Here is a 22229-nt window from a genome sequence, read left to right on the forward strand (position 1 = left end):
GCTACTCGACCGCTGCCGGCTCGGCTTCGGCCGGGGGCTCCTCGTCGCCCCGCACGATGGCGTCGACGAGCACCGGACCGGTCAGCTCGACCTGCCAGCGACGGGCACCGAGGGACGTGAGCGCGGCGTCGACCTCGACGGCGAGCTGCTCGGGCTCGCGCGTGCGCGGCGGCGCCCAGAGGGTACGGCGCAGGTAGTCGGGGGTGAGCAGGTTCTCGACCGGGAGGTGGTGCTGCTCGGCGAGCGCCGCCATCCCCTCGCGCGCCAGGGCCAACCGACGGGCGGCGACCGGGTCCTTCTCGGCCCACGCCCGCGGGAGCGGCGGGCCGTCGCCGCGTGGTGAGCGGGTCGGCAGGTCGCGCTCCTCGAGCTCGGCGACCTTCTGCAGGGCGGCGACCCAGCGCGAGGAGTACCGCTCCGCGCCCCGGCCGTGGAAGCCCTTGGTGGCCAGTAGGGCGGCCCGGTCCTCGGGCAGCGCCTGGGCGGCCGCGACGATCGCGGCGTCGGGGATGATCCGACCGGGCGTGACGTCGCGCTGCTCGGCGAGCTCGTCGCGGGTCAGCCACAGCTCCCGCACCGCACCCAGGCCGCGGCGGCCGCGGACCCGGTGCATGCCGGAGGTACGACGCCACGCGTCGACGCGCGGCGTGGGCTCGAAGAACCGCAGGGCGTCGAACTCCTGGCGGGCCCACTCGGCCTTGCCGGCCTCGTCGAGCTCCCGGCCCAGGGCCTCGCGCAGCTCGACCAGCACCTCGACGTCGAGGGCGGCGTACTCCAGCCAGGGCTCGGGGAGCGGGCGGGTCGACCAGTCGACCGCGGAGTGCTCCTTCTTCATCCGGAAGCCCAGCACCGTCTCGACCAGCGTCGCCAGCCCGACCCGCGGGTGGCCGAGCAGCCGGCCGGCGAGCTCGGTGTCGAAGAGCGCGTCGGGGCGCAGCCCGATCTCGGCCAGGCAGGGCAGGTCCTGGGTCGCGGCGTGCAGGATCCACTCGGTGCCGGCGAGCGCCTCGGACAGCGGGGCCAGCGTCTCGAAGCCGATGGGGTCGATCAGCGCCGTCCCGCTGCCCTCACGGCGCAGCTGGAGGAGATAGGCCCGGTTGGAGTAGCGGTAGCCCGACGCCCGCTCGGCGTCGATCGCGACCGGGCCGGTGCCGGCGGCGAGCAGCCGGCAGAAGGCCTCGAGCGCCGGCGGGGTGTCGATGATCGGCGGCAGGCCGTCGCGCAGGGTCAGCAGCGGGGCGGGTTCGGCCTCGGGCTCCGCGGGAGCCTCGACCGCGTCCGGGACGGGCTCGGTCATCAGCGGGTCGTGCCCCGCTGCCCGCGCCGGCTCGGCATCACCGCGACCCCGTCGGGCACGGGCGGCAGGCCGACCGCCGTGCAGAGGAGCTCGCCCCACGCCTCGACGTGCGGTCCCACGTCGAGCGGGCCGTCGCCGACGGCGACCGGCGTCCAGGAGGCGCGGATCTCGATCTGGGCGGTGCCGTCCTCGTCGGCCATGCCGCCGAAGCTCTCGGTCGCGACCCGGGTCACCGTGCCCGAGATGGCGGAGTACGACGCCCCGTGGCCGGCGAGGGCGTCGGTCAGCCACGTCCAGCCCACGTCGGCGAGCATCGGGTCGGTGATCAGGTCGGTCTCGATGTCGGCGCGGGCGTAGGCGACGCAGCGGAACGTGCCGTCCCAGGCGTCGTTGCCGGCCGGGTCGTGGAGCAGGATCAGCCGGCCGGTGCCGAGATCGGTGTCGTCGACGGTGACGTCGGCGGACACCGCGGCGGCGTACGGGGCGATCCGCTGCGGCGCGGGCAGCTCCTCGCACAGCACCTCGGGCCGCAGCCGGGCCGCCTGCATGCTGGCGACGGCGGACCGGAACTCCGAGGGGCTGCCTGCCGCACCCGTGTCCGGGCGCGTCTCCTGACGCACGACCATGGCTCCACAGTAGGTCCGCACCGCTCGAACCGATGTGCGAACACGCCGGGGCAGGTGTCACCCTTGCCGACGTGAGCACCGAGAACAGCCGCCCTGACCCTTCCGGCCCCCAGGACGGGGCCTTCCTGAAGGCGGCGCGGGGCGAGCCGGTGCCGCACACGCCGGTCTGGTTCATGCGCCAGGCGGGCCGCTCGCTGCCCGAGTACCTCAAGCTCCGCGAGGGCGTCGGCATGCTGGAGTCCTGCATGAACCCCGAGCTGGTCGCCGAGATCACCATGCAGCCGGTCCGCCGGTACGGCGTGGACGCCGCGATCTTCTTCTCCGACATCGTGCTGCCGCTGAAGGCGGTCGGCGTCGACCTCGACATCAAGCCCGGGATCGGCCCCGTCGTCGCCGAGCCGGTGCGCACCCTCGCCGACGTCGAGGCGATCCCCGACCTCACCCCCGAGCACGTCCCCTTCATCACCGAGGCGGTCCGCGGACTGGTCGGCCAGCTCGGCAGCACGCCGCTGATCGGCTTCGCGGGTGCTCCATTCACGGTGGCGTCGTACCTCGTCGAGGGCGGGCCGTCGAAGGAGCACGCGAAGACCAAGGCGATGATGTTCGGCGCACCCGACGTCTGGGACGCCCTGATGCGCAAGATCGCCGACATGGCGGCGGCGTACCTCGAGGTCCAGGTCGCCGCCGGTGCCTCCGCCGTCCAGCTCTTCGACTCGTGGGCGGGTGCGCTCACCCCGGACGACTACCGCGAGCACGTGATGCCGCACTCCGCGCGGGTACTCGAGCGCGCCGGCGCGCTGGGCGTGCCGCGCATCCACTTCGGGGTCGGCACGTCCAACCTGCTCGGGCTGATGGGCGAGGCCGGGGCCGACATCGTCGGCGTCGACTGGCGCACCCCGCTGGCCTCCGCGATCCCGCTGGTCGGCGACCGCGGCGTCCAGGGCAACCTCGACCCCACCCTGGTCTTCGCGCCCACCGACGTGATGACCGCTCGCGCCGCGCAGGTCATCGAGGCCGGGCGCGCCGCGAAGGGCCACATCTTCAACCTCGGTCACGGCGTGATCCCGTCGACCGACCCCGACCAGCTGGCGCGGCTGACGGAGTTCGTGCAGTCCTACGAGCTCTGAGCCGGGGCCGCGGTCGGGCGGCGCCGCAGCCGGCGCACGAGCGGCCAGCCGGGGATCGCGAGGACGAGCAGTACGACGGTCCACGGCAGCACCGCGCCGAGGAACGTGGCGAGCCCGACCCCGAACGTCTTGAGCGCGTCCCAGCCGGCGTCCAGGCCGCCGAGGAAGCCGGCCTCGTCCTTCTCCTCGGTCGCCGCCTGCTCCTTCGACGTGCGCTCGACGGAGACCGAGATGGTCGACATCGAGGTCTGGTCGGCCAGCACCTCCTGCTGCTTCTCGAGCGAGGCGAGATCGGCCTGGCGTTGCGAGAGCTGGGCCTCGATGGAGACGATGTCGCGGATGCTCTCCGCGCGGTCGAGCAGCAGGGCGATCCGCTCGATGCTGCGGCGCTGGACCCGCACCCGGATGTCGACGTCGAGGACCTGGGTCGTGACGTCCTTGCTGTCCGAGCCCGAGGAGATCAGGTCGGCCGTGCCCTCGAGCGCCGTCATGGCCTCGGCGAACCGGTCGCTCGGGATCCGGAGCACCAGCCGGGAACGGACCACCTCGCCGCTCTTGTCGGTCTCGGTGTTCTTCTGCTCGACCTCGCCCTGGAAGCGGTCCACGACCTTCTCGACGTCGAAGAGCGCCTGTGCCGCGTCCGGGCTGCGCAGCGCGACGTTGCCGGTCGAGATGATCGCGCGCTCGTCGGCGGCGGGTTGATCGGGTTGGTCGCCCGACGACGCCAGGTCGGCGTCGTACAGGCTGTCCCTGGCCAGGTCCGCGCGCCCACCCTCCGCCTCCGACGGAGCAGCCGCCCCGGCGGGGGCCTGGATCTCGGCGGTCCCTCCGGCGTCACCGCCGGCGTCGCTCTCGCCGTCACCGGCGGACGAGCACGCGCTGAGGGCGAGCAGGGAGGCGGCGGCGACGGCGGCGAGGGTGCGTCTCATGTGCTCTGGGACGCCGCCCGGGTGGGGACGGTTCCGCCGTGGGCGCGCGCGTGGCTGACGAGGGCGGCGCTCAGGTCGCGCACCGTCAACGGGACGTGCTGCTGGCGGCGCTGCCTGAGCACCAGCGTGACGGCCGTCGCGTCGTGCTGCAGCGGCCGGTGGGTGATCAGGCCCGCCCGCTCGAGCGGATCGCCGACGACGCTGTAGTGGGGGAGCACGGTGAGGCCGAGTCCCTCGGCCACCATGATCTTCCCGAGCTCGGCACCGTCGGTGGTGTACGACACCTCGGGCATGTCGGCGCCGAACAGCCGGTGCGCGAAGCGGTGCATGAGGTAGCCCGCACGCATGGCCACGAACGGCTCGGCGCGCAGCTGCTCGGTCGTGACCTCGTCGTACGACGTGAGCGGGTGACCCGTGGGCAGCACCGCCACCGGCCGCCCGTGGACCAGGCCGCGGTCGATCAGGTCGGGGGGTGTGTCGTCGCCGGCCAGCACGTTGACCAGCCCGAGGTCGAGGGCGCCCTCCTGGAGGCCCTGGTCGATCTCGCCCTGCTGGATGTTGAGCACCTCGACCGTGCCGCCCGGGTGGGCGGCGCGGAAGTCGCGCACCGCGGGGACCAGCACCGTCGAGGTCGCTGCGCTGACGGTGCCGACCCGCACCACGTGGTGGCCCGCCGCCTGGTCGCCCGCGGCGGTTCGGAGCCGGTCGACGGCCTCGAGCACCTCGACCATGTTCTGCAGCAGCTCCCGGCCGCGCCGGCTGATCCGCGCCCCGGATCGGCGCCGGTCCAGGAGGGTGACCCCGAGCTCGCGCTCCAGCTTGGAGACCGCCTCGCTGAGCGCCGGCTGCGAGACGTGGAGGTGCTCGCTGGCCTTGCGCAGTGAGCCGTGCTGGGTCACGGCGGCGATGTACTCGAGCTGCTCGATGCGCACGGGTGCCTCTTGCTCTCCGACATAAGTCGAGTAAATTGGTCGAGAAAGATTAATTAAGCCCGGATTCTACCGTTCCAGGAGGTCCACATGACCGTCCGGTCACTCCAGCGCGCACCCGCCGAGGGCTGGGTCGCGCGCGCGTACGACATCGCCGCCCAGCTCGCCGTCGGGGCGATCGGCTGTGGCGAGTCGGCGCGGCCGCCGCACGCTCAGGTGCGGCTGCTGAAGGACTCCGGGCTGGTGACGCTGCTCGGGCCGGTCGCGCACGGCGGTGCCGGTCAGGACTGGGTGACGGCACTGCGGGTGGTGCGCGCGGTCGCGGAGGCGGACGACTCGGTGGCCCAGCTGCTGGGCTACCACTACCTGTGGGGCTGGGCCGGCGACGCGCTGGTCGAGCCCCGCGTGACGGAGGAGTCCTGGCTGGTCAGCGGGGCCCGCGATCCGCGCGAGGGCGACCTGCGCGTCCGGGAGGACGGAGGCGAGCTGGTCTTCCTGGGAGCCACCTCGCTCCCGGCCGGCGGCTGCGCCTCGGACGTCGTGGTCCTGGTCGGCGCGGTCGACGGCTCCGACCGGCAGGTCGCCACGGTGGCGCCGACCGGTCATCCGGCGATCCGGTTCCTGGGCGATCCGGACGCTCCCCGGTGGGGGCTCGCCGGCGCCGGTGATGCGGTGGTGAACGGCGTCCGGGTGTCGCCGGTTGTCGTCGGCGACGTCGAGCCCGGCGACCGCCTGTTCCCGGTCGTCCGCCTGGTCTTCGCCAACCTCTACCTCGGCATCGCCGCCGCTGCGCTCGCGGCGGCCGCACCGCACGCCGTCGAGCTGCGCGCCCGACTGCGGGTGGCCGAGGCGGTCGCCGACCGGGCGGCGACGCTCGTGGGGCGAGGTGACGGGGGAGTCGAGCTCGAGGTGGCCGCGACGACGGCTCGACACGTCGCCCTCGACCTCGGCCTGGAGGCCTGCTCGGCGGCCACCGAGTCGGTCGGCGGGATCGGCGTCCACTGGCGCACCCTCCAGGTCCGCCGCCAGCACGACCCGGGTGATCGGGTCGGGTGATCGGGAATGCCGATCACCCGGTCGTGGTCATCTGCCGCCTGCTGGCACGTCTCGCCTTGCATCTGCGCCAATAGTCCAGCAATCTAATAAACATAAGCGTCAAGCAGAGGAGCGCCACCCGATGAACGCACCGATCGCCCCCGTCCACGAGCCGCTGAGATTCGCCTACTGGGTCCCCAACGTCAGCGGTGGTCTGGTCGTCAGCAAGATCGAGCAGCGCACCGACTGGAGCTACGACTACAACAAGCAGCTGGCCGTGCTCGCCGAGAACAACGGCTTCGAGTACGCCCTCTCCCAGGTGCGCTACATCGCGTCGTACGGCGCGGCGTACCAGCACGAGTCCACCAGCATCAGCCTCGCGCTCGCGCTGGCCACCGAGCGGCTGAAGGTCATCGCCGCGGTCCACCCCGGGCTGTGGCAGCCGGGCGTGCTCGCCAAGCTGGTGGCGAGCGCCGACGTGATGACCGGTGGCCGGCTGGCCGTCAACGTCGTGAGCGGCTGGTTCAAGGACGAGTTCACCAAGCTCGGCGAGCCCTGGCTCGAGCACGGCGAGCGCTACCGCCGCTCCGAGGAGTTCATCCGCTACCTCCGCGAGATCTGGACCTCCGAGCACGCCGAGTACTCCGGCGACTTCTACCGCCTCCACGACTTCGACCTGAGGCCGAAGCCGGTCGCGACCCCGACCCGCCCGCACCCCGAGATCTTTATGGGCGGCAACTCCACCGACGCCCGCGGCATGGGTGGCCGGGTCGCGGACTGGTACTTCATGAACGGCAACACCCCCGACGGGATCGCCGATCAGGTGCGCGACGTCAGCGAGATCGCCCGGGTGCACGGCCGCTCGGTCAACTTCGGCGTCAACGGCTTCGTCGTGGCCCGCGACACCGAGGCCGAGGCCCGCGACGTGCTGCGCGAGATCATCGACAAGGCCGACCGGGAGGCCGTCGAGGGCTTCGGCTCCGCGGTCAAGCAGGCCGGCCAGGCGACGGGTGACAAGAAGGGCATGTGGCAGGACTCGGAGTTCTCCGACCTGGTCCAGTACAACGACGGCTTCCGCACCGGACTGGTCGGCACGCCCGAGCAGATCGCCGAGCGGATGCTGGAGTACAAGAAGCGCGGCGTGCACCTGATCCTCTGCGGCTTCCTGCACTACCTGGAGGACGTCGAGTACTTCGGCCGGCACGTGCTCCCGATCGTGCGCGAGCTCGAGGCCGCCGAGCTGGAGCGGGTGGGATGACGACCCTCACCACCGAGCGGGGGCCGGTCCTCGACGCCGAGACCGCCGTCGCCACGGCCGCCCGGGTCGCCGAGGAGCTCGCGGACGGCGCCGCCGACCGCGACGCGCAGCGCATCCTGCCGGCGCGCGAGCTCGACACCCTGTCCCGCTCGGGCCTGCTCGGCATCACCGTCCCGACGGCGTACGACGGCCCCGGCCTCGGCGCAGCCACCGTCGCGGAGGTGTTCCGGCTGCTGGCCGCGGGCGACCCCAGCGTCGCGCAGATCCCGCACAGCCACTTCGTCTACGTCAACGCGCTGCGCGAGCAGGGCACCCCCGAGCAGCAGCAGTTCTTCTTCGCCGAGGTGCTGGCCGGGAAGCGGTTCGGCAACGCCCAGTCCGAGGTCGGCACCAAGCACATCCGCGACTTCCGCACCACGCTGCGGCCGGCGGGGGCGGACCACTGGCTGCTGGACGGTGAGAAGGGCTACAGCACCGGCGCGCTCTTCGCGGACTGGATCCCGGTGCTCGCGCACCTCGGGGAGGACGGTCCGATGCACGTCGCGTGGGTCGAGCGAGGAGCCGACGGCGTCACCGTCGTCGATGACTGGGACGGCATGGGCCAGCGCACCACGGCCAGCGGCACGGTGCGGCTGGCGGGCGCGAGCGTGCCCGGATCCCGGATCACGCCGTTCCATCTGACGTTCGAGGGCCCCCAGACGTACGGCGCGTTCGCCCAGCTGCTGCACGCCGCCATCGACGCCGGCATCGCCCGGGCGGCGCTCGACGAGGCGGCGCGGTTCGTGACCACCAGGAGCCGCCCGTACCCCGACGCCGGGGTCGAGCGCGCCGCCGAGGACCCGCTGGTCGTCCAGGCCTTCGGTGAGCTGGAGCTGGCGGTCCGGGCGGCCGAGGCGCTGCTCGCCGAGGCCGGGCGTGCCGTGGAGCACGCCGACCGGCACCTGTCGGCCGAGAGCGTGGGCGCGGCCAGCCTGGCCGTCGCCGCGGCCCGCGCGTCGACGGCCCGCGCCGCGGTCGAGGTGAGCAGCCGGCTCTTCGAGGTCGCCGGCACCCGCTCCGCGCTCGCCTCGCTCAACCTCGACCGGCACTGGCGCAACGCCCGCACCCACACCCTGCACGACCCGGTCGCCTGGAAGGTCCAGCACCTCGGCCGGTACGCCGTGGACGGGACGCTCCCGCCCAACCACGGCCAGATCTGAGGTTTCGAGGCTCGCTTCGCTCGCACCTCAACCACCGAATTCCCCGAAAGGCATCGCGATGAGCACCCTGAAGTTCCACTGGTTCCTGCCGACCAACGGCGGCGACGGCCGCAACGTCGTCGGCGGCGGTCACGGCGTCGAGGCCGGCGCCTCGGGCCGACCGGCCTCGGTGCCGTACCTGGGCCAGATCGCCCGCAGCGCCGAGCAGCTCGGCTTCGAGGCGGCGCTGACGCCGACCGGGGCCTGGTGCGAGGACGCCTGGATCTCGACCGCGATGCTCAGCAGCCTCTCGGAGCGGCTGAAGTTCCTCGTCGCCTTCCGGCCCGGGCTGACCGCACCCTTCCTGGCCGCCCAGATGGCCGGCACCTTCCAGAACCTCTCCGGCGGCCGGCTGCTGCTCAACGTCGTCACCGGCGGCGAGGGCCACGAGCAGCGGATGTTCGGTGACTTCCTCGACAAGGACGGCCGCTACGCCCGCGCCGACGAGTTCCTCGAGATCGTCCGCCGGCTGTGGGCGGGGGAGACCGTGGACTTCGAGGGAGAGCACTACCGGGTCGAGGACGCCGTGCTGACCCAGATCCCGAGCCCGCAGCCGCTGATCTACTTCGGCGGCTCCTCGCCGGCCGCCCTCGACGTCGCCGCCCGGCACGCCGACGTCTACCTCACCTGGGGCGAGCCGCCGGCCGCCGTCGAGGAGAAGATCGCCCGGGTCCGCGAGCGCGCGGCCGCGGAGGGCCGCGAGCTGAAGTACGGCATCCGCCTGCACACCATCGCCCGCGACACCTCCGCGGCAGCCTGGGCCGAGGCCGACCGGCTGCTCGAGAACATCTCCGCCGACGACATCGCCCGCGTGCAGGAGGGCTTGAAGCGCTCGGAGTCCGAGGGCCAGCGCCGGATGCTCGAGCTCAACCAGGGCAGCAAGGACGGCCTCGAGATCCACCCCAACCTCTGGGCCGGCGTCGGCCTGGTCCGCGGCGGGGCCGGCACCGCCATGGTCGGCAGCCACAGCGAGATCGCCGACCTCATCGAGCAGTACGCCGCCGTCGGGATCGAGGAGTTCGTGCTCTCCGGCTACCCGCACCTGGAGGAGTCGTACTGGTTCGGCGAGGGCGTGCTGCCCGAGCTGACCCGCCGCGGGCTGTGGGAGCACCCCGCACCGGTTGTCGGTCGCGCCTCCGTCCCGTTCGGCGCGCCCGCGAAGGTGGCCGCGTCGTGAGCGCCCGCGTCGCCGTCGTCGTCGGCAACCCCAAGCCGGCCAGCCGCACGCTGAGCGCCGCGTCGTACCTCGCCCGCGAGCTCACCGGCACCGAGCCGGACCTGGTGGTCGACCTCGGCACCGTCGGGCCGGCGCTGCTGGACTGGGCCGACCCCGAGGTGGGCCGGCTGGTCGCGGAGGTGGGGCAGGCCGACCTGGTCGTGGTCGCGAGCCCGACGTACAAGGCGACGTACACCGGACTGCTGAAGCTGTTCCTCGACCGGTTCTCCACCACCGGGATCAGCGGCGTCGCCGTCCCCCTGATGCTCGGGGGCGGGCCCGCCCACGCCCTGGCGCCCGAGCTGACGCTGCGCCCGGTGCTCAGCGAGATCGGGGCGACGATCCCGGTCCGGGGGCTCTACGTCCTCGACGCCCAGCACGACGACCCGGCGGCGTACGCCGACTGGCTCGCCGAGGCGCGCGCCCGACTCGCGCCGTACCTCTCGACAGGAGCTCTCCGATGACCGCCCCTTCCCTGGCAGACGGCCTCACCACCCGCCTCACCACCAACCAGGACCTCGACCCCACCCGGCTGCGGGAGGCATTCGGGATCTTCCCGAGCGGCGTCGTGGCGGTGGCCGCCGAGGTCGACGGGAGCCTGACCGGGCTCGCCGCCAGCTCCTTCAGCTCGGTCAGCCTGGAGCCGCCGCTGGTGTCCTTCTCGATCGCCAACAGCTCCAAGACCTGGCCCGACCTGCGCCGCGCGGGCCACCTGGGCGTGACGATCCTGGCCGACCACCACGGGCCGATCTGCCGCCAGCTGGCCGGGCCGGTCGCGCACCGCTTCGACGGGGTGCCGGTGAGCGTCAGCGAGGACGGTGCCGTGACGCTCGACGAGGGGCTGGCCCGCTTCGACTGCACGATCTACCGCGAGGTCGAGGCCGGCGACCACACGATCGTGCTGCTCCAGCTGCACGCCGTCGAGCACGCCGACACCTCGCTGCCGCTGGTCTTCCACCGCAGCGCGTTCGGACGGCTCTCCGAGACCGCCTAGATAGCCGGCCTCACATGCCGGGTGGGCGGCGCCGAGCGCGCGGTTGGCGGCGTTCTCCTGTCGACACCAGGCTGGCTCAAAGATCCATTGAGGCAGGGAGGTCACCGTCGGCGGCACTCGTCGCACCTGGTCGCGGCTGCTTCTCGGCTCACGGTCGCCTCGGGTCGACCGTCGTGGTCACCGCCGCGACGAGGCCGACGCGTGACGCTGGATAGGTGCGAGCGATCCTCGAACCCCCGTGGCCGACGTGCGGCGGTAGGTCGGGGCGTGCCGGTAGCCCTGACTGGACGGCGCTCGTCAGGGCTGAGGCTGTGGGGTCGGTCGGGTGAGCTCGGTGGTGCCGGTGTGGTCGCGCTTGAACAGCAGACCGTTCGGGGTTTGCCACACGAAGGTGGTGTCGTCGAGCTTGTCGTAACGCCATCGCGTGTGGGTCTTCGCCCGGTGGTGCCGCCGGCAGAGCGGCCCGATGTTGCAGTCGCAGGTCGGTCCGCCGAGGGCGGCGGGGTCGATGTGGTCGCAGTCGCAACGACGGGCCGGCTTGCGGCACCACGGGAACACGCACGCGTGTTGGAGCAGGACCTGGCGTTCGCGGAGCCGGTCCGGGGTCTCGTAGGCATCGACGTGGACGTGCCCGTCGAGGTCGATGACCGGCTTCACGACCACCTGCGTGTCGCCGTTGGCGCACCAGGTCTTCACCTGCTCGGCCGTCACGAACGAGCGGGTCTCCTCGATCCGGGCCAGGTGCAGATCGTCACCGCCAGTGGTGCCGAGGGCGGCTTCGGAGACGTGCACGTGCAGCACCACCTGCCGGGGCCGCTTCCGCCGCGGGTCGTCCGCGGCGGGCTCACCGTTGTTCAGCTCCAGCGACAGTTGCCGGCGGGCGAGGTCACCGACGGCGATCGAGCGGCGGATGTCGACCGGCACGTCGAGGCCGAGCTGGCCGAGCTCGCGGGCGCGCCGCGCGACGGCGTCCTCGAGGTCGAGGGCGTCGGCCAGGTCGAGGGTGCCGTGGACGTCGACGGTGCCGTCGAAGGAGACCTGCTGGGACTCGATGTCGAAGTGTCGCTTCTCGAACGACGCCTCCCGCCGGGCCCGAGCTTCGGCGGGGTCGTACGTCACCCGGGCTTCCTCGACGGTGCGGTCGAGCTGGGCGATCGAGACCTTGTGGGCCACCGTGTGCAGGTGCGCGTCCACGTAGGCCGCACCCTCAATGGGGAGGTCGCTGGTGGCTTTGGCGATCCGGCGGGCCTTCCACGCCGGCAGGTCCAGGGCCTGGACCCGGCCGTAGAGCTTCGGGAGCCGGTGCGCGAGCTCGACCGCATCGCCCAGGTAGATCCGCCCAGCATCGGTGGACAGACCGAGCGCGGCAGCGAACTCCAGAACACTGAACTCCGAGACCAACGGCGCACCGGGACCGGCGATGGCCATCTCCTCGTCGTGCCCGGGCATCCAGTTCGCCGCGGCCTCGTGCAGGGCTTCGGTGGAGTGCATCGCCGCCCAGGCAACCGCCGAGGCCAGCAGATTCGCAGCGGCCCGGGCCTCGGCCTGCCGCTCAGCGCGCACGAACGCGAGCAACGCGGATGCGTCGTCGCAGTCGTGGAGCTCACCGTTGGCCATACCAGTAATGTATTCGAGGCCACCGACAGTCCGGGTTGTTCTTCCACAGCGGTGACCGCGACGGTCGACCCGAAGCGACCGTGAGCCGACCAGCAACCGCGACCAGGTACGACGAGTGCTGCGGACAACGAGCCCCTTATTTCATTGAGAGTCTTCGAACCAGCCTGGTGCCAGGAGGAGACCCCAACCCACCGCCATACGGAAATCGACAGCGACGACCACTAGCCTGACAGGGTGCAGCCTCGCCGAGCCGTCGTCGTGGGGGCCGGTGTCGCCGGCCTGACCGCCGCCCGAGACCTGGTCGCCGCCGGCCACGACGTGACCGTGCTGGAGGCGACCGACCGGGTCGGCGGCAAGCTGCGCCGCGAGTCGGTCGCCGGGGTCGCCGTCGACGTCGGCGCCGAGGCGATGCTGAACCGGCGCGCCGAGGGCGTCGACCTGGCCCGCGCCCTGGGTCTGGAGGTCGAGCACCCGGCGGTCGTGTCCTCGCGGATCTGGTCGCGGGGTGTGCTCCGGCCGCTGCCGCGCTCGCTGATGGGCGTGCCGCTCGACCTCGACCAGCTCGCCGCCTCGGAGGTGCTCAGCCCGGAGGGCCTGGCCCGGGTGCGCGAGGAGCCCTCGTTGCCGCCCGAGCCGCCGGAGGCCTTCGACGAGGACATGTCGGTCGGCGACCTGGTCGACCGCCGGTTCGGCCCCGAGGTCACCGACCGCCTGGTGGAGCCGCTGCTCGGCGGGGTGTACGCCGGCCAGGCCCGGCGCATCTCCGCCCGCGCGGCCGTCCCGCAGCTGCTCGCCCTGGCCCGCCGCGGGTCGCTGCTGGAGCGGGCCGCGGCCCTGCCTCCGTCGTACGACGGGCCGGTCTTCGCGGGCCTGCCCGGGGGGATGGGCCGGCTGCCGGAGGCGCTGGCGGCCGGGCTGGACGTCCGGACCGGGGTCACCGTGCGCGCGCTGGAGCGGACCGCGACGGGCTTCCGGCTCGTCACCGGGCCGACCACCGCGCCCGAGGTCGTCGAGGCGGAGACGGTGCTGCTCGCGACCCCCGCAGCACCGAGCGCCCGGCTCCTGGCCGGGGTCGCCTCGGTCGCGGCGGCCGAGCTCGCGGGCGTCGAGTCGGCGTCGATGGCGGTGGTCACCATCGCGTTCCGCGCGGCCGACGCGTCGGCCGTCGACGGACTCGGCTCGTCCGGCTTCCTGGTCCCGCCGGTCGAGGGGAGGCGGATCAAGGCCTCGACCTTCTCGTTCGCGAAGTGGGGCTGGGTCCGGGCCGCCGGACGGGGCGCGCTCGACGGTGACGACCTGCTGTTCTGTCGTACCTCGCTCGGCCGGCACGGCGAGGAGGTGGCGCTGCAGGCCACCGACGAGGAGCTGGTCGCCTGGTCGCTGGCCGACCTCGCCGACGCCACCGGTCTGACGGCGATCCCGGTCGACGTGCACGTGCAGCGCTGGGGCGGCGGGCTGCCGCAGTACGCCCTCGGCCACCTCGACCGGGTCGCCCGCGTCCGGGCCGCGGTCGCGGAGGTGCCCGGACTCGCCGTCTGCGGCGCGTCGTACGACGGCGTCGGGATCCCGGCCGTGATCGGCTCCGCGCGGCTGGCGGTGGCCCAGGTCACCGGCTGATCGAGGAATGCCGCTCCTTGGTTGACGGTTACAACTTGTCGCTGTCTCACCACGTCTCAGGAGCCCGATGAACACCCTCGACCGCCGCACCGACTACCGGGTGACCTTCGTCGTCCTCTGTCTCGGGGTCGCGACGTTCTCGCTCCTGCAGTCGTTGGTCAACCCGGTGCTGCCGACCATCGCCCGCGAGCTCGACACCGACCAGGCGACCGCGACCTGGGTGCTGACGGCGTACCTGCTCTCGGCCTCGGTGTTCACGCCGATCATCGGACGGGTCGGCGACAAGGTCGGCAAGGAGCGGATGCTGGTCGTCGCGCTGGGCGCGCTCGCGGTGGGCTCACTGGTCGCGGCGCTGGCGCCGTCGATCGGCGTGCTGATCGCGGCCCGCGTCATCCAGGGCATCGGCGGCGGCGTGCTGCCGCTGACCTTCGGCATCATCCGCGACGAGTTCCCGCGCGAGAAGATCGCCGGCGCCATCGGTACGTCGTCCGCCCTGCTCGCCGTCGGCGGCGGCATCGGCCTGGTCGTGGCCGGCCCGCTCGTCGACGCGCTGAGCTACCACTGGCTGTTCTGGCTGCCGATGGTCGCGACCGTGATCGCCACCGTCGCCGCCGCGGTGCTGGTCCCCGAGTCGCCCGTGCGGACCCCGGGACGCATCAACGTCGGCTCGGCACTGCTGCTCTCGGCGTGGCTGGTCGCGCTGCTGCTCGCCGCCAGCCAGGGGCACAGCTGGGGCTGGAGCTCGCCCGAGGTGGTCGGCCTGTTCGTGGCCGCCGCGGTGCTGCTGCCGCTCTGGGTGCGCGCGGAGGTGCGGAGCGAGTCGCCGCTCGTCGACATGGTGATGATGCGGATCCCGACCGTGTGGACGGTCAACCTGGTCGCCCTGCTCCTCGGTGCCGGCATGTACAGCCTGTTCGCGTTCCTGCCCGCCTTCCTGCAGACCCCGTCCGCGGCGGGCTACGGCTTCGGGGCGACCGTCACCGAGTCCGGGCTGCTGCTCCTGCCCCAGACCATCGGGTCCTTCCTGATGGGCGTCCTCTCGGGCCGACTGGCCGCCCGCTTCGGTTCCAAGGCACTGCTCGTGGTCGGCTCGGTCCTGGCCTCCGTCAGCCTCTTCGGGCTGGCCCTCGCCCACGGCGAGCTCGGGTACGTCGTGGTCGAGGCCACCGGCTTCGGCTTCGGGCTGGGGTTGGCCTTCGCCGCCATGGCCAACCTCGTCGTTGACGCGGTTCCGCCGGCGCAGACCGGGGTCGCCAGCGGGATGAACGCCAACATCCGCACGGTCGGCGGCGCGATCGGCTCTGCCGTCGTGGCCAGCGTGATCACCTCCGGTGCCCGTGCCGACGGGCTGCCCGTCGAGTCCGGCTACACCGTGGGCTTCCTGCTCCTGGCGATCGCCCTGGCGATCGCCACCCTGGTCGCCCTGCTCGTCCCCGTCGTCCGCGCGCGCAACCCGCTCGTGCCCGGGCCGGAGGCGGAGGTGCCGCTGCGCCGAGGCCGCGACCGGCTAGCCGCGGCTCCGTCGCCCGGCTACGGCCGGGAGGCCTGAGGCTCGACCGGCAGCCACAGCTCGGTCGTGGCGGTGGAGAAGTCGTCGGCGCGCTCCAGCACCGCCACGATCTCGGGACCGGGCCGCAGCCGCCACGGGTTCGACGGGAACCACTGGGTGGCCGTCGCGGCCCAGGTCTCCTGCAGCACGGCGGGGTAGGGGCCGCTGGCGCGGAACACCGCCCAGGTCCCGGCAGGCACCTCGATCGAGTCGAGGTCGTCCGGCGCCGTACCGGCCCGGGCGACGCCGTGCAGGTAGGTCAGCTCGGAGCCCTCGGCCCGGTCCGGGTCGAGGTCGTCGCTGACGGCGAGCAGGCCGGCCGGCTGCCGGTCCGAGAGCGCCTTCAGACGCGCGTGCTCGGCCGGCGCGATCGCGGTGACGAACGCCTGGATGTCGGGGTTCGCTCCCGCGTGCACGAGCGGCACCCGGGTCGCGTGGCCGACCAGGCGGAAGGCGTCGGACTCGACGATGCGAGTGTCCATGGGGGTGTCTCCTTCGACGCTCAGGACGAACCTGAGCCGTTGTTGTGTCTGGAGAGGGCCGCCGTCGCGTCGTACCTCCGAGGGCCCGGCGCCGTGCACCGAGCGGAACGCGCGCCCGAAGGCCTCGGTCGAGCCGTAGCCGTGCCGCACCGCGATCGTCAGCAGGTCCTCGCGCCCGGCCACCACGTCGCCCGCGGCCACCGTCATCCGGCGCCGCCGGACGTACGCCGACAGCGGCATCCCGGCCAGCGCCGCGAACATCCGGCGCAGGTGGTGCTCGGTGGTGGCGAGCGTCCGGGCCAGTGCGGCGACGTCCAGATCGCCGGCCTCGGTCGTGAGGTGCTCCTCGACTGCCTTGACCACCCGGTTCAGCTCCGCGATCACGGCCCCTCCTTCCTGTCAGGTCGATCGTCGTCGGTCCGAGTGACCCACGTCCCGATCATCCGTGCCCGCTCCGGTCGGTCGCGCGGTGCGAGGCAGAATGAGCCCATGACGTCGAACGCTGCCCGGGTCAAGGAGATCAACGACTCCATCCGCTACACCATGTGGTCGGTCTTCCGGCTCGCCGACGTGCTCGGCGAGGACGCCGATCGTGCGGGGGAGGCCGCCGAGGTCGAGAAGCTGTACGCCGAGCTCGCCGAGGCCGACGTGGTCGTGCGCGGCACCTACGACGTCAGCGGCCTGCGCGCCGACGCCGACGTGATGGTGTGGATCCACGCGACCACCTCCGAGGAGCTGCAGGCGGCGTACCACCGCTTTCGGCGTACGGCGTTCGGCCGCCGCCTCGCGCCGGTCTGGTCGCAGCTGGCGCTGCACCGCCCGGCGGAGTTCAACAAGAGCCACGTGCCGGCGTTCCTCAGCGACGAGGAGCCGAAGCGGCACATCAGCGTCTACCCGTTCGTACGCTCCTACGAGTGGTACCTCCTGGAGGACGCCGAGCGCCGCAAGATGCTCGCCGACCACGGCAAGATGGCCCGTGACTACGCCGACGTGCGCGCCAACACGGTCGCCAGCTTCTCGCTCGGCGACTACGAGTGGATCCTCGCCTTCGAGGCCGACGAGCTCTACCGGATCGTCGACCTGATGCGGCACCTGCGCGGCTCCGAGGCCCGTCGCCACGTGCGCGAGGAGATCCCCTTCTACACCGGCGCGCTCACCCCGATCGCCGACCTGATCGACCGACTTCCTTAGCGGGAACCCGCTCTCGTCCGCTAGCGTCCCAGCGTCATGAGGATCCTGACGGCGCTGGCCCTGCTGCTCCTGCCCCTGGCCGCGTGCGGCACCGAGCAGGGCGCGGAGCCGCCGGCAGCCGAACCGGTCGGCGAGGAGCTGCTGACGACGTCGTACCCCGTGACGGTCATCGACGACGGTGACGGCGCGGAGCTCTGCCTGGGCGCCGTCGGGTTCTCCCTCCCACCGCAGTGCGACGGCCCGCGGCTGGTCGGCTGGGACTGGGCGGACCACGCCGGCCGCTTCGAGGAGGCCGGCGGCACCCGCTGGGGCGAGTTCGTCGTCACCGGGACCTACGACGGGGAGACGATGACCCCGACCGAGGTGGTCGCGGCGGCCGTCGCGGAGGAGCGGCCCGAGATCGACGTGTCCGCCTTGTCCGCGAGCCCGTGCCCCGAGCCGGCCGGCGGCTGGCCGGTCCACCCGGACGCGGACCAGCAGACGGTGAGCCGGGCGTTCGCCGCGGCCCGCCGTCTGGAGGGGTACGCCGACGCCTGGCAGGACAGGTCGCGGGACCCGCGGACGCCGGAGCAGGTGGACCAGCAGCACGCGACCGGCGCCGAGGACGTCTCGCTCTGGACGGTGAACGTCCGGGTGACCGGCGACCCCGCGGCCGCCGAGGCGCGTCTGCGCGAGGTCTGGCAGGGGGCACTCTGCGTCACCCGGGCCGAGCACACCGAGCGGGAGCTGCGTCGGATCCAGCGGCGGCTGGGCGAGTCCCCGGGGCTGCTCTCGATCGGGGTGGGTGGCCAGCAGGTCCAGCTCGGGGTGATCCACGACGACGGCAGCCTCCAGCAACGCCTCGACGAGCAGTACGGCGACGGTCTGGTCGACGTCTGGTCGGCGCTGCAGCCCGTCGACTGAGCCCGGAACCCGGTGTCGCCCGCGGGCGTCCCACGACCATGAAGACCCTCGTGGCCCTGGCTGCCCTGCTGCTCACCCTGAACGCCTGCGGGTCCGACGGCGAGGACGCCGCGACCGACCCCGGTCCCGCCGGCGACTCGCCGGCGATGCCGACGGACCCGCCGGTGCCCTCCGGTCAGGTCCGGTCGGCCCACCTGGCGACGGTCATGGACACCGGCACCCCGGAGCTGTGCCTGGGGCCGGTCGCGGAGTCGTACCCGCCCCAGTGCGGCGGTCCCGCGATCACCAACTGGGACTGGGCGCAGCACGGCCACGACATGTTCGACGAGCAGGGCGACATCCGCTGGGGGACCTTCGCGGTCACCGGCACCTGGGACGGCACGGCCTTCGAGGTCTCCGAGACCGTCCCCGGCCCGCTGTACGACGCGCCTGCGGTCGAACCCAGCACGATGCCGACCCCGGCAGCGTCGTACTCCGAGGCCGAGCTGGAGGCCGTCGCCACCGAGGTGCGCGACCTCCCCGGCGCCCAGGGCAGCTACAGCAACGGCACGACGGTCACCGCCGAGGTGATGTACGACGACGGCTCGCTGCAGGCCTGGGCGGACGAGGAGTACGGCGCGGGCGTCGTGCTGGTGTCCTCGCTCCTCGTCGACGCCTGACCCCCGTGACGACTCGCTAGGACCGGGTCCTGCTCGACCGGTGGAGATAGGGGTCGGCAGGGAGGTTGCCCCAGCGCCGGTGCATGAAGTGCAGCTCGGCAGCGGAGACCACGGCCTCCCGCGTCTGCGACTCGAAGTGGAACGCCTGGGCGTCGTTGATCCAGACCCGGCGGTAGCCGCGCATCCCGATCTTCAGCGACAGGTCCACGTCGTTGAAGTTGTTGGGCAGCTGCTCACTGAACCCTCCGACCTCGTCGAAGACCTCGCGGGTGAGCGCCACGCAGGCGGCGGTGAGACCCGTGCACTCCCGGTTCACCGACAGGGCGGTGAACGGTCCCGGGTCGGTGCGTGCGTAGCCGCTGTAGGCGTGCCGGTAGTGCCGTCCGTACAGCATCAGACCGGCGTGCTGGATGGAGGTGTCGGCGAAGAACAGCTTGGCGCCGGTGATGCCGACGCCTGGTTCGAGGAGCGGTGCGCACAGGGCGGGCACGAAGTCGTCGGAGGTGACCTCGACGTCGTCGTTGAGGAACAGCAACAGATCGCCGGTGGCGGCCAGCGCCCCGAGGTTGCACTTCTCGCTGAAGTTGAACGCCTTGGTGTAGCGCACCAGCCGGAGCCGGTCGTGCGCGAGGGCCGCTAGCTCGTCGAGCACGGCATCGGGGGTGCCGACGTCGTGGACGACGACGATCTCGAGGTTGTCGTGGCCGGCGTACTCGAGGAGGGACCGCACCGCTTCGACGACCATGCACCGACGCTCGCCCCAGACGATCGCCTCGGACCCGCGGGTCGGGATGATGACGCTCACCCGCCGCGTCGGGTCGAGCCGCCGCTTCAGCCGGTAGGTGCCGGTCCAGGGGCCGAACTCGACGGTGGCGTCGATGCCGACCCGGTCGCAGTGGGCCTGGACGGCGCGCACCCCCGCCTCCCAGGTGTACGGCTTGGCCTCCGCCTGGTGCGCAGTGGAGCCGACGACCGCCCGCCAGTGGTAGAGGATCTCCGGGACGTGCACGACGTTGCGGGCCCGCTCGCTGACCCGCAGCGCGAGGTCGTGGTCCTGGGACCCGTCGAAGCCGTGGTGGAAGCCGCCCACCTCGCGGACCAGCGACGTGCGCAGGACCGAGAGGTGGCCGGTGTACATCTGGCCGCGCAGCCGTTCGGGCGACCAGTCGGGCTTCGGGAAGGCGTCGTAGAAGGTGCCGTCGTCGGCGAGCTTGTCCTCGTCGGAGTACAGGTAGTCGGCGTCCGGGTGCTCCTCGATCGCCTCCGCCATGGCTTCGAGCGCGTGCGGCGTCAGCTGGTCGTCGTGGTCGAGCAGTGCGATGAACTCACCCCGGGCCGCCTCGATGCCGTCGTTGGACGCCGCCACGATGTGCCCGTTGGTGGTCCGTTCCACGACCTGGATCCGGGGGTCGGCGGCAGCGGCCCGGCGCAACAGGTGGCGAACCTTCTCGTCCGGCGAGGCATCGTCGACGAGGACGAGCTCCCATCTCGGGTCGGTCTGGGCCAGGACCGAGTCGATGGTGTCCTGCAGGACGTCGAGTGACGGGTTGTAGACCGGAGTGACGATGGAGAAGAGGGGGGCTCCGACAGCCTCAGGCACCCTTGCCTCCCATGCGCCGCAGCCGGCGCCCGACCCACCCGCGCGCCCGGACCAGGACTCCCCGGGGTGCGGGGGCGGCCGACAGCTCCTGCAGCTCTCGCTCGGCGCTACGGAGACGCTTGCGAAGCCGCTCCACCGTGGCGTTCCTGGAGTCCAGCCGGCGGCGCACGCTGGCCCTGGCCGTCTCGGCGTGTGCGACGCGGGCCCGGGCCGCCGCGGTGGCGGCCTCGAGGCCGACGATGTGATCGCGCTGGGTGAGCAACTTGTGGGTCTTGGTCCGCTCGGCCTCGGCCTGCTCGGTCCATCGGTCCTCCGGACGCAGCGTCCGGAAGGGGACGACGGGCTCGAGCGGCGGTACGGCTGCCGTGGCGGCGTCGTCGTCGGGGTGGGCCCGGACCAGGAACTGGAAGGTCATCGCGTCGGTCTGGTCGCGCACCCACTCGATGATCCCGGGCGGCAGCGGCTCGGGGTCGTAGACGACCTCGCGGCTCAGCACGTCGACGACCGTGGCGCGCAGCTCGTCGATGGCGTAGCCGCTGCCGCGGACCAGGTCCACGAGGCCGCGTCGGGAGAAGAAGCGAAGGTGGGTGCGGTCGAGGTGGCCGGTGTCGGTGTAGTCCCACAGGCCCTGCAGCAGGGCCAGGCGGACCGAGCCGTGGGCGATGTTGGGGATCGAGAGCACGACGAAGCCACCGGGCCGCAGCAGCTGCTTCGCGTCCCTCAGGACCGCGGCCGGGTCCACCAGGTGCTCCAGCACGTCGGCGAAGACGATGACGTCGAAGGACTTCTCGGGGAAGCACGACGACAGGCTGGTCTTGTCGAGGTCCGCGACGACCACCTCGTCGAGGAACTCACGGGCGACCTCGGCCGCTGCCTCGTCGATGTCCAGTCCGCTGACCTGGCAATCCTGGGCGATCAGGGCGCGTCCCAGGGCACCCTTCCAGCAGCCGACGTCGAGGACTCGCTTGCCACGACCGACGAAGTAGACCGCCTGGGTCTGGCTGTTGTTGGCGTTGTCCAGATCGATCTCGGCGTCGTACTGCGACACGTGGTGCCTGCTTTCGTTCTGAGCGGAACCGACCAGGTCGCCGGTGTTCGAGCGTCCACGCCACGCTACCGGAGCGGCTTCCTGGCTGGACGCAGGCGACCCTGTCGCCTCGACTACATTGAGCGCGGACGACCGCCGGCAAGCGACCGACGGCGAGCGACCGAGCTGGTCGCGCCGGACAGATTCGAGGGCTGGGATGGACACGGGCGACTTCGCCTACACGGGCTGCGACAACCTCGAGGTCATGCAGGACGCGGTCCGCTACAACCGGTTCCTGGTCGACTCCGTTCTGCAGCACGTGACCCCCGGTGCCCGGGTCCTGGACTTCGGCGCCGGCGCCGGCACGTACGCCGACATGATGCGTGAGCACGGGGTGTCGCCCTTCTGCCTCGAGCCCGACCCGACGCTGCAGGCCAAGCTGCGCGCCAACGGCTACGAGGTGCTCGACGACGACGCGCTGCGCTCGCAGGCCGACTCCTTCGACGTCATCTACACCCTCAACGTGCTCGAGCACATCAAGAACGACCAGGAGGCGGCGGAGGACCTGGCGGTGCTCCTGAAGCCAGGTGGCCGTCTCGTCGTCTACGTGCCGGCGCTGGAGATGCTCTACAGCTCGATGGACACCAAGGTCGAGCACTACCGACGCTACCGACGCAAGCCGCTCGAGCGGATCCTGCGCAACGCCGGGTTGGACATCACCGACTCGCTCTACTGCGACCCGATCGGCTTCTTCGCCACGCTGGCCTACAAGGCGCGGGACGGTCGCGGCAGTGACGACGGCTCGATCCCGACGGGGGCCCTGAAGTTCTACGACCGCGCGCTGTTCCCGCTGAGTCGGGCGCTGCACCCCGTCACCGGCAAGGTCTTCGGCAAGAACGTCCTGATGGTGGCCACCAAGCGCACGTGACCGGATC

Annotated in this window: 21 protein-coding genes; 13 read left to right on the top strand and 8 right to left on the bottom strand. The window is 72.5% G+C overall.

Annotated elements, in window-relative coordinates:
* Window position 1: 1 nt before the first annotated feature.
* Window positions 2-1297 carry an HRDC domain-containing protein gene (locus tag MUB56_RS09515; RefSeq protein WP_244931658.1) on the bottom strand — a complete coding sequence of 432 codons (1296 nt, stop codon included), beginning with the start codon at window positions 1295-1297 and terminating at the stop codon, window positions 2-4.
* Complete coding sequence (locus MUB56_RS09520) at window positions 1297-1923, bottom strand: DUF3000 domain-containing protein (protein ID WP_244931659.1); 627 nt, start codon at window positions 1921-1923, stop codon at window positions 1297-1299. Before MUB56_RS09520 ends, MUB56_RS09515 begins: the two co-directional genes overlap by 1 nt.
* Before the next feature lie 71 nt (window positions 1924-1994).
* On the opposite strand from MUB56_RS09520, the gene hemE reads away from it, so the two are divergent.
* Entirely contained in the window at window positions 1995-3050 is a 1056-nt protein-coding gene (gene hemE, locus MUB56_RS09525) for a uroporphyrinogen decarboxylase (RefSeq protein WP_244931660.1), read from the top strand.
* Here the strand turns inward: hemE and MUB56_RS09530 are convergent.
* Window positions 3038-3979 carry a DUF4349 domain-containing protein gene (locus MUB56_RS09530; RefSeq protein ID WP_244931661.1) on the bottom strand — a complete coding sequence of 314 codons (942 nt, stop codon included), beginning with the start codon at window positions 3977-3979 and terminating at the stop codon, window positions 3038-3040. The genes hemE and MUB56_RS09530 overlap by 13 nt on opposite strands.
* Window positions 3976-4911: a LysR family transcriptional regulator gene (locus MUB56_RS09535; RefSeq protein ID WP_244931662.1), complete on the bottom strand. Its 936-nt coding sequence runs from the start codon at window positions 4909-4911 to the stop codon at window positions 3976-3978. Before MUB56_RS09535 ends, MUB56_RS09530 begins: the two co-directional genes overlap by 4 nt.
* Before the next feature lie 87 nt (window positions 4912-4998).
* Here MUB56_RS09535 and MUB56_RS09540 point away from each other — a divergent pair, with 87 nt between their 5' ends.
* The 6 genes from MUB56_RS09540 to MUB56_RS09565 all read left to right on the top strand — a co-directional run bounded on the left by MUB56_RS09540 (window position 4999) and on the right by MUB56_RS09565 (window position 10649).
* Entirely contained in the window at window positions 4999-5964 is a 966-nt protein-coding gene (locus MUB56_RS09540; protein WP_244931663.1) for a hypothetical protein, read from the top strand.
* Between the two features lie 121 nt (window positions 5965-6085).
* Window positions 6086-7201: a dimethylsulfone monooxygenase SfnG gene (gene sfnG / locus MUB56_RS09545; RefSeq protein ID WP_244931664.1), complete on the top strand. Its 1116-nt coding sequence runs from the start codon at window positions 6086-6088 to the stop codon at window positions 7199-7201.
* The gene (locus tag MUB56_RS09550) at window positions 7198-8400 is read left to right on the top strand and encodes an SfnB family sulfur acquisition oxidoreductase (RefSeq protein WP_244931665.1); all 1203 of its coding nucleotides are present in this window, start codon (window positions 7198-7200) and stop codon (window positions 8398-8400) included. The genes sfnG and MUB56_RS09550 overlap by 4 nt, the downstream gene beginning before the upstream one ends.
* A gap of 58 nt (window positions 8401-8458) precedes the next feature.
* Window positions 8459-9616: an LLM class flavin-dependent oxidoreductase gene (locus tag MUB56_RS09555; protein ID WP_244931666.1), complete on the top strand. Its 1158-nt coding sequence runs from the start codon at window positions 8459-8461 to the stop codon at window positions 9614-9616.
* A complete protein-coding gene (locus MUB56_RS09560; RefSeq protein ID WP_244931667.1) occupies window positions 9613-10119 on the top strand; it encodes an NAD(P)H-dependent oxidoreductase in 507 nt (168 codons plus the stop codon). Before MUB56_RS09555 ends, MUB56_RS09560 begins: the two co-directional genes overlap by 4 nt.
* The gene (locus MUB56_RS09565) at window positions 10116-10649 is read left to right on the top strand and encodes a flavin reductase family protein (protein ID WP_244931668.1); all 534 of its coding nucleotides are present in this window, start codon (window positions 10116-10118) and stop codon (window positions 10647-10649) included. Before MUB56_RS09560 ends, MUB56_RS09565 begins: the two co-directional genes overlap by 4 nt.
* 297 nt (window positions 10650-10946) lie before the next feature.
* On the opposite strand, the gene MUB56_RS09570 is transcribed toward MUB56_RS09565, so the two are convergent.
* Window positions 10947-12266: an HNH endonuclease signature motif containing protein gene (locus MUB56_RS09570; RefSeq protein ID WP_244931669.1), complete on the bottom strand. Its 1320-nt coding sequence runs from the start codon at window positions 12264-12266 to the stop codon at window positions 10947-10949.
* A gap of 234 nt (window positions 12267-12500) precedes the next feature.
* Between MUB56_RS09570 and hemG the strand changes: the two genes are divergently transcribed.
* Together hemG and MUB56_RS09580 are read left to right on the top strand one after the other, a co-directional pair.
* Window positions 12501-13883: a protoporphyrinogen oxidase gene (hemG, locus tag MUB56_RS09575; RefSeq protein ID WP_244931670.1), complete on the top strand. Its 1383-nt coding sequence runs from the start codon at window positions 12501-12503 to the stop codon at window positions 13881-13883.
* Between the two features lie 67 nt (window positions 13884-13950).
* A complete protein-coding gene (locus MUB56_RS09580) occupies window positions 13951-15432 on the top strand; it encodes an MFS transporter (RefSeq protein WP_244931671.1) in 1482 nt (493 codons plus the stop codon).
* Here the strand turns inward: MUB56_RS09580 and MUB56_RS09585 are convergent.
* Window positions 15414-16298 (bottom strand): AraC family transcriptional regulator, encoded by an 885-nt coding sequence (locus tag MUB56_RS09585; RefSeq protein WP_244931672.1) that lies wholly within the window; start codon window positions 16296-16298, stop codon window positions 15414-15416. The genes MUB56_RS09580 and MUB56_RS09585 overlap by 19 nt on opposite strands.
* 105 nt (window positions 16299-16403) lie before the next feature.
* Between MUB56_RS09585 and hemQ the strand changes: the two genes are divergently transcribed.
* From hemQ to MUB56_RS09600, 3 genes are read left to right on the top strand one after another with little or no spacing between them, the layout of a single operon-like run.
* Window positions 16404-17105 carry a hydrogen peroxide-dependent heme synthase gene (gene hemQ / locus MUB56_RS09590; protein WP_244931673.1) on the top strand — a complete coding sequence of 234 codons (702 nt, stop codon included), beginning with the start codon at window positions 16404-16406 and terminating at the stop codon, window positions 17103-17105.
* Window positions 17106-17141: 36 nt separating this feature from the next.
* Window positions 17142-18008: a hypothetical protein gene (locus tag MUB56_RS09595; protein WP_244931674.1), complete on the top strand. Its 867-nt coding sequence runs from the start codon at window positions 17142-17144 to the stop codon at window positions 18006-18008.
* A gap of 38 nt (window positions 18009-18046) precedes the next feature.
* Window positions 18047-18667 (top strand): hypothetical protein, encoded by a 621-nt coding sequence (locus MUB56_RS09600; protein ID WP_244931675.1) that lies wholly within the window; start codon window positions 18047-18049, stop codon window positions 18665-18667.
* Window positions 18668-18683: 16 nt separating this feature from the next.
* Here the strand turns inward: MUB56_RS09600 and MUB56_RS09605 are convergent, their stop codons facing one another.
* Window positions 18684-20267: a glycosyltransferase gene (locus MUB56_RS09605; protein WP_244931676.1), complete on the bottom strand. Its 1584-nt coding sequence runs from the start codon at window positions 20265-20267 to the stop codon at window positions 18684-18686.
* Entirely contained in the window at window positions 20260-21315 is a 1056-nt protein-coding gene (locus MUB56_RS09610) for a class I SAM-dependent methyltransferase (RefSeq protein ID WP_244931677.1), read from the bottom strand. Before MUB56_RS09610 ends, MUB56_RS09605 begins: the two co-directional genes overlap by 8 nt.
* 196 nt (window positions 21316-21511) lie before the next feature.
* Between MUB56_RS09610 and MUB56_RS09615 the strand changes: the two genes are divergently transcribed.
* Entirely contained in the window at window positions 21512-22222 is a 711-nt protein-coding gene (locus MUB56_RS09615; protein ID WP_244931678.1) for a class I SAM-dependent methyltransferase, read from the top strand.
* Window positions 22223-22229 lie beyond the last annotated feature (7 nt).

The organism is Nocardioides sp. W7 (genome assembly GCF_022919075.1).
In the GTDB taxonomy this organism is placed as follows: Bacteria; Actinomycetota; Actinomycetes; order Propionibacteriales; family Nocardioidaceae; genus Nocardioides.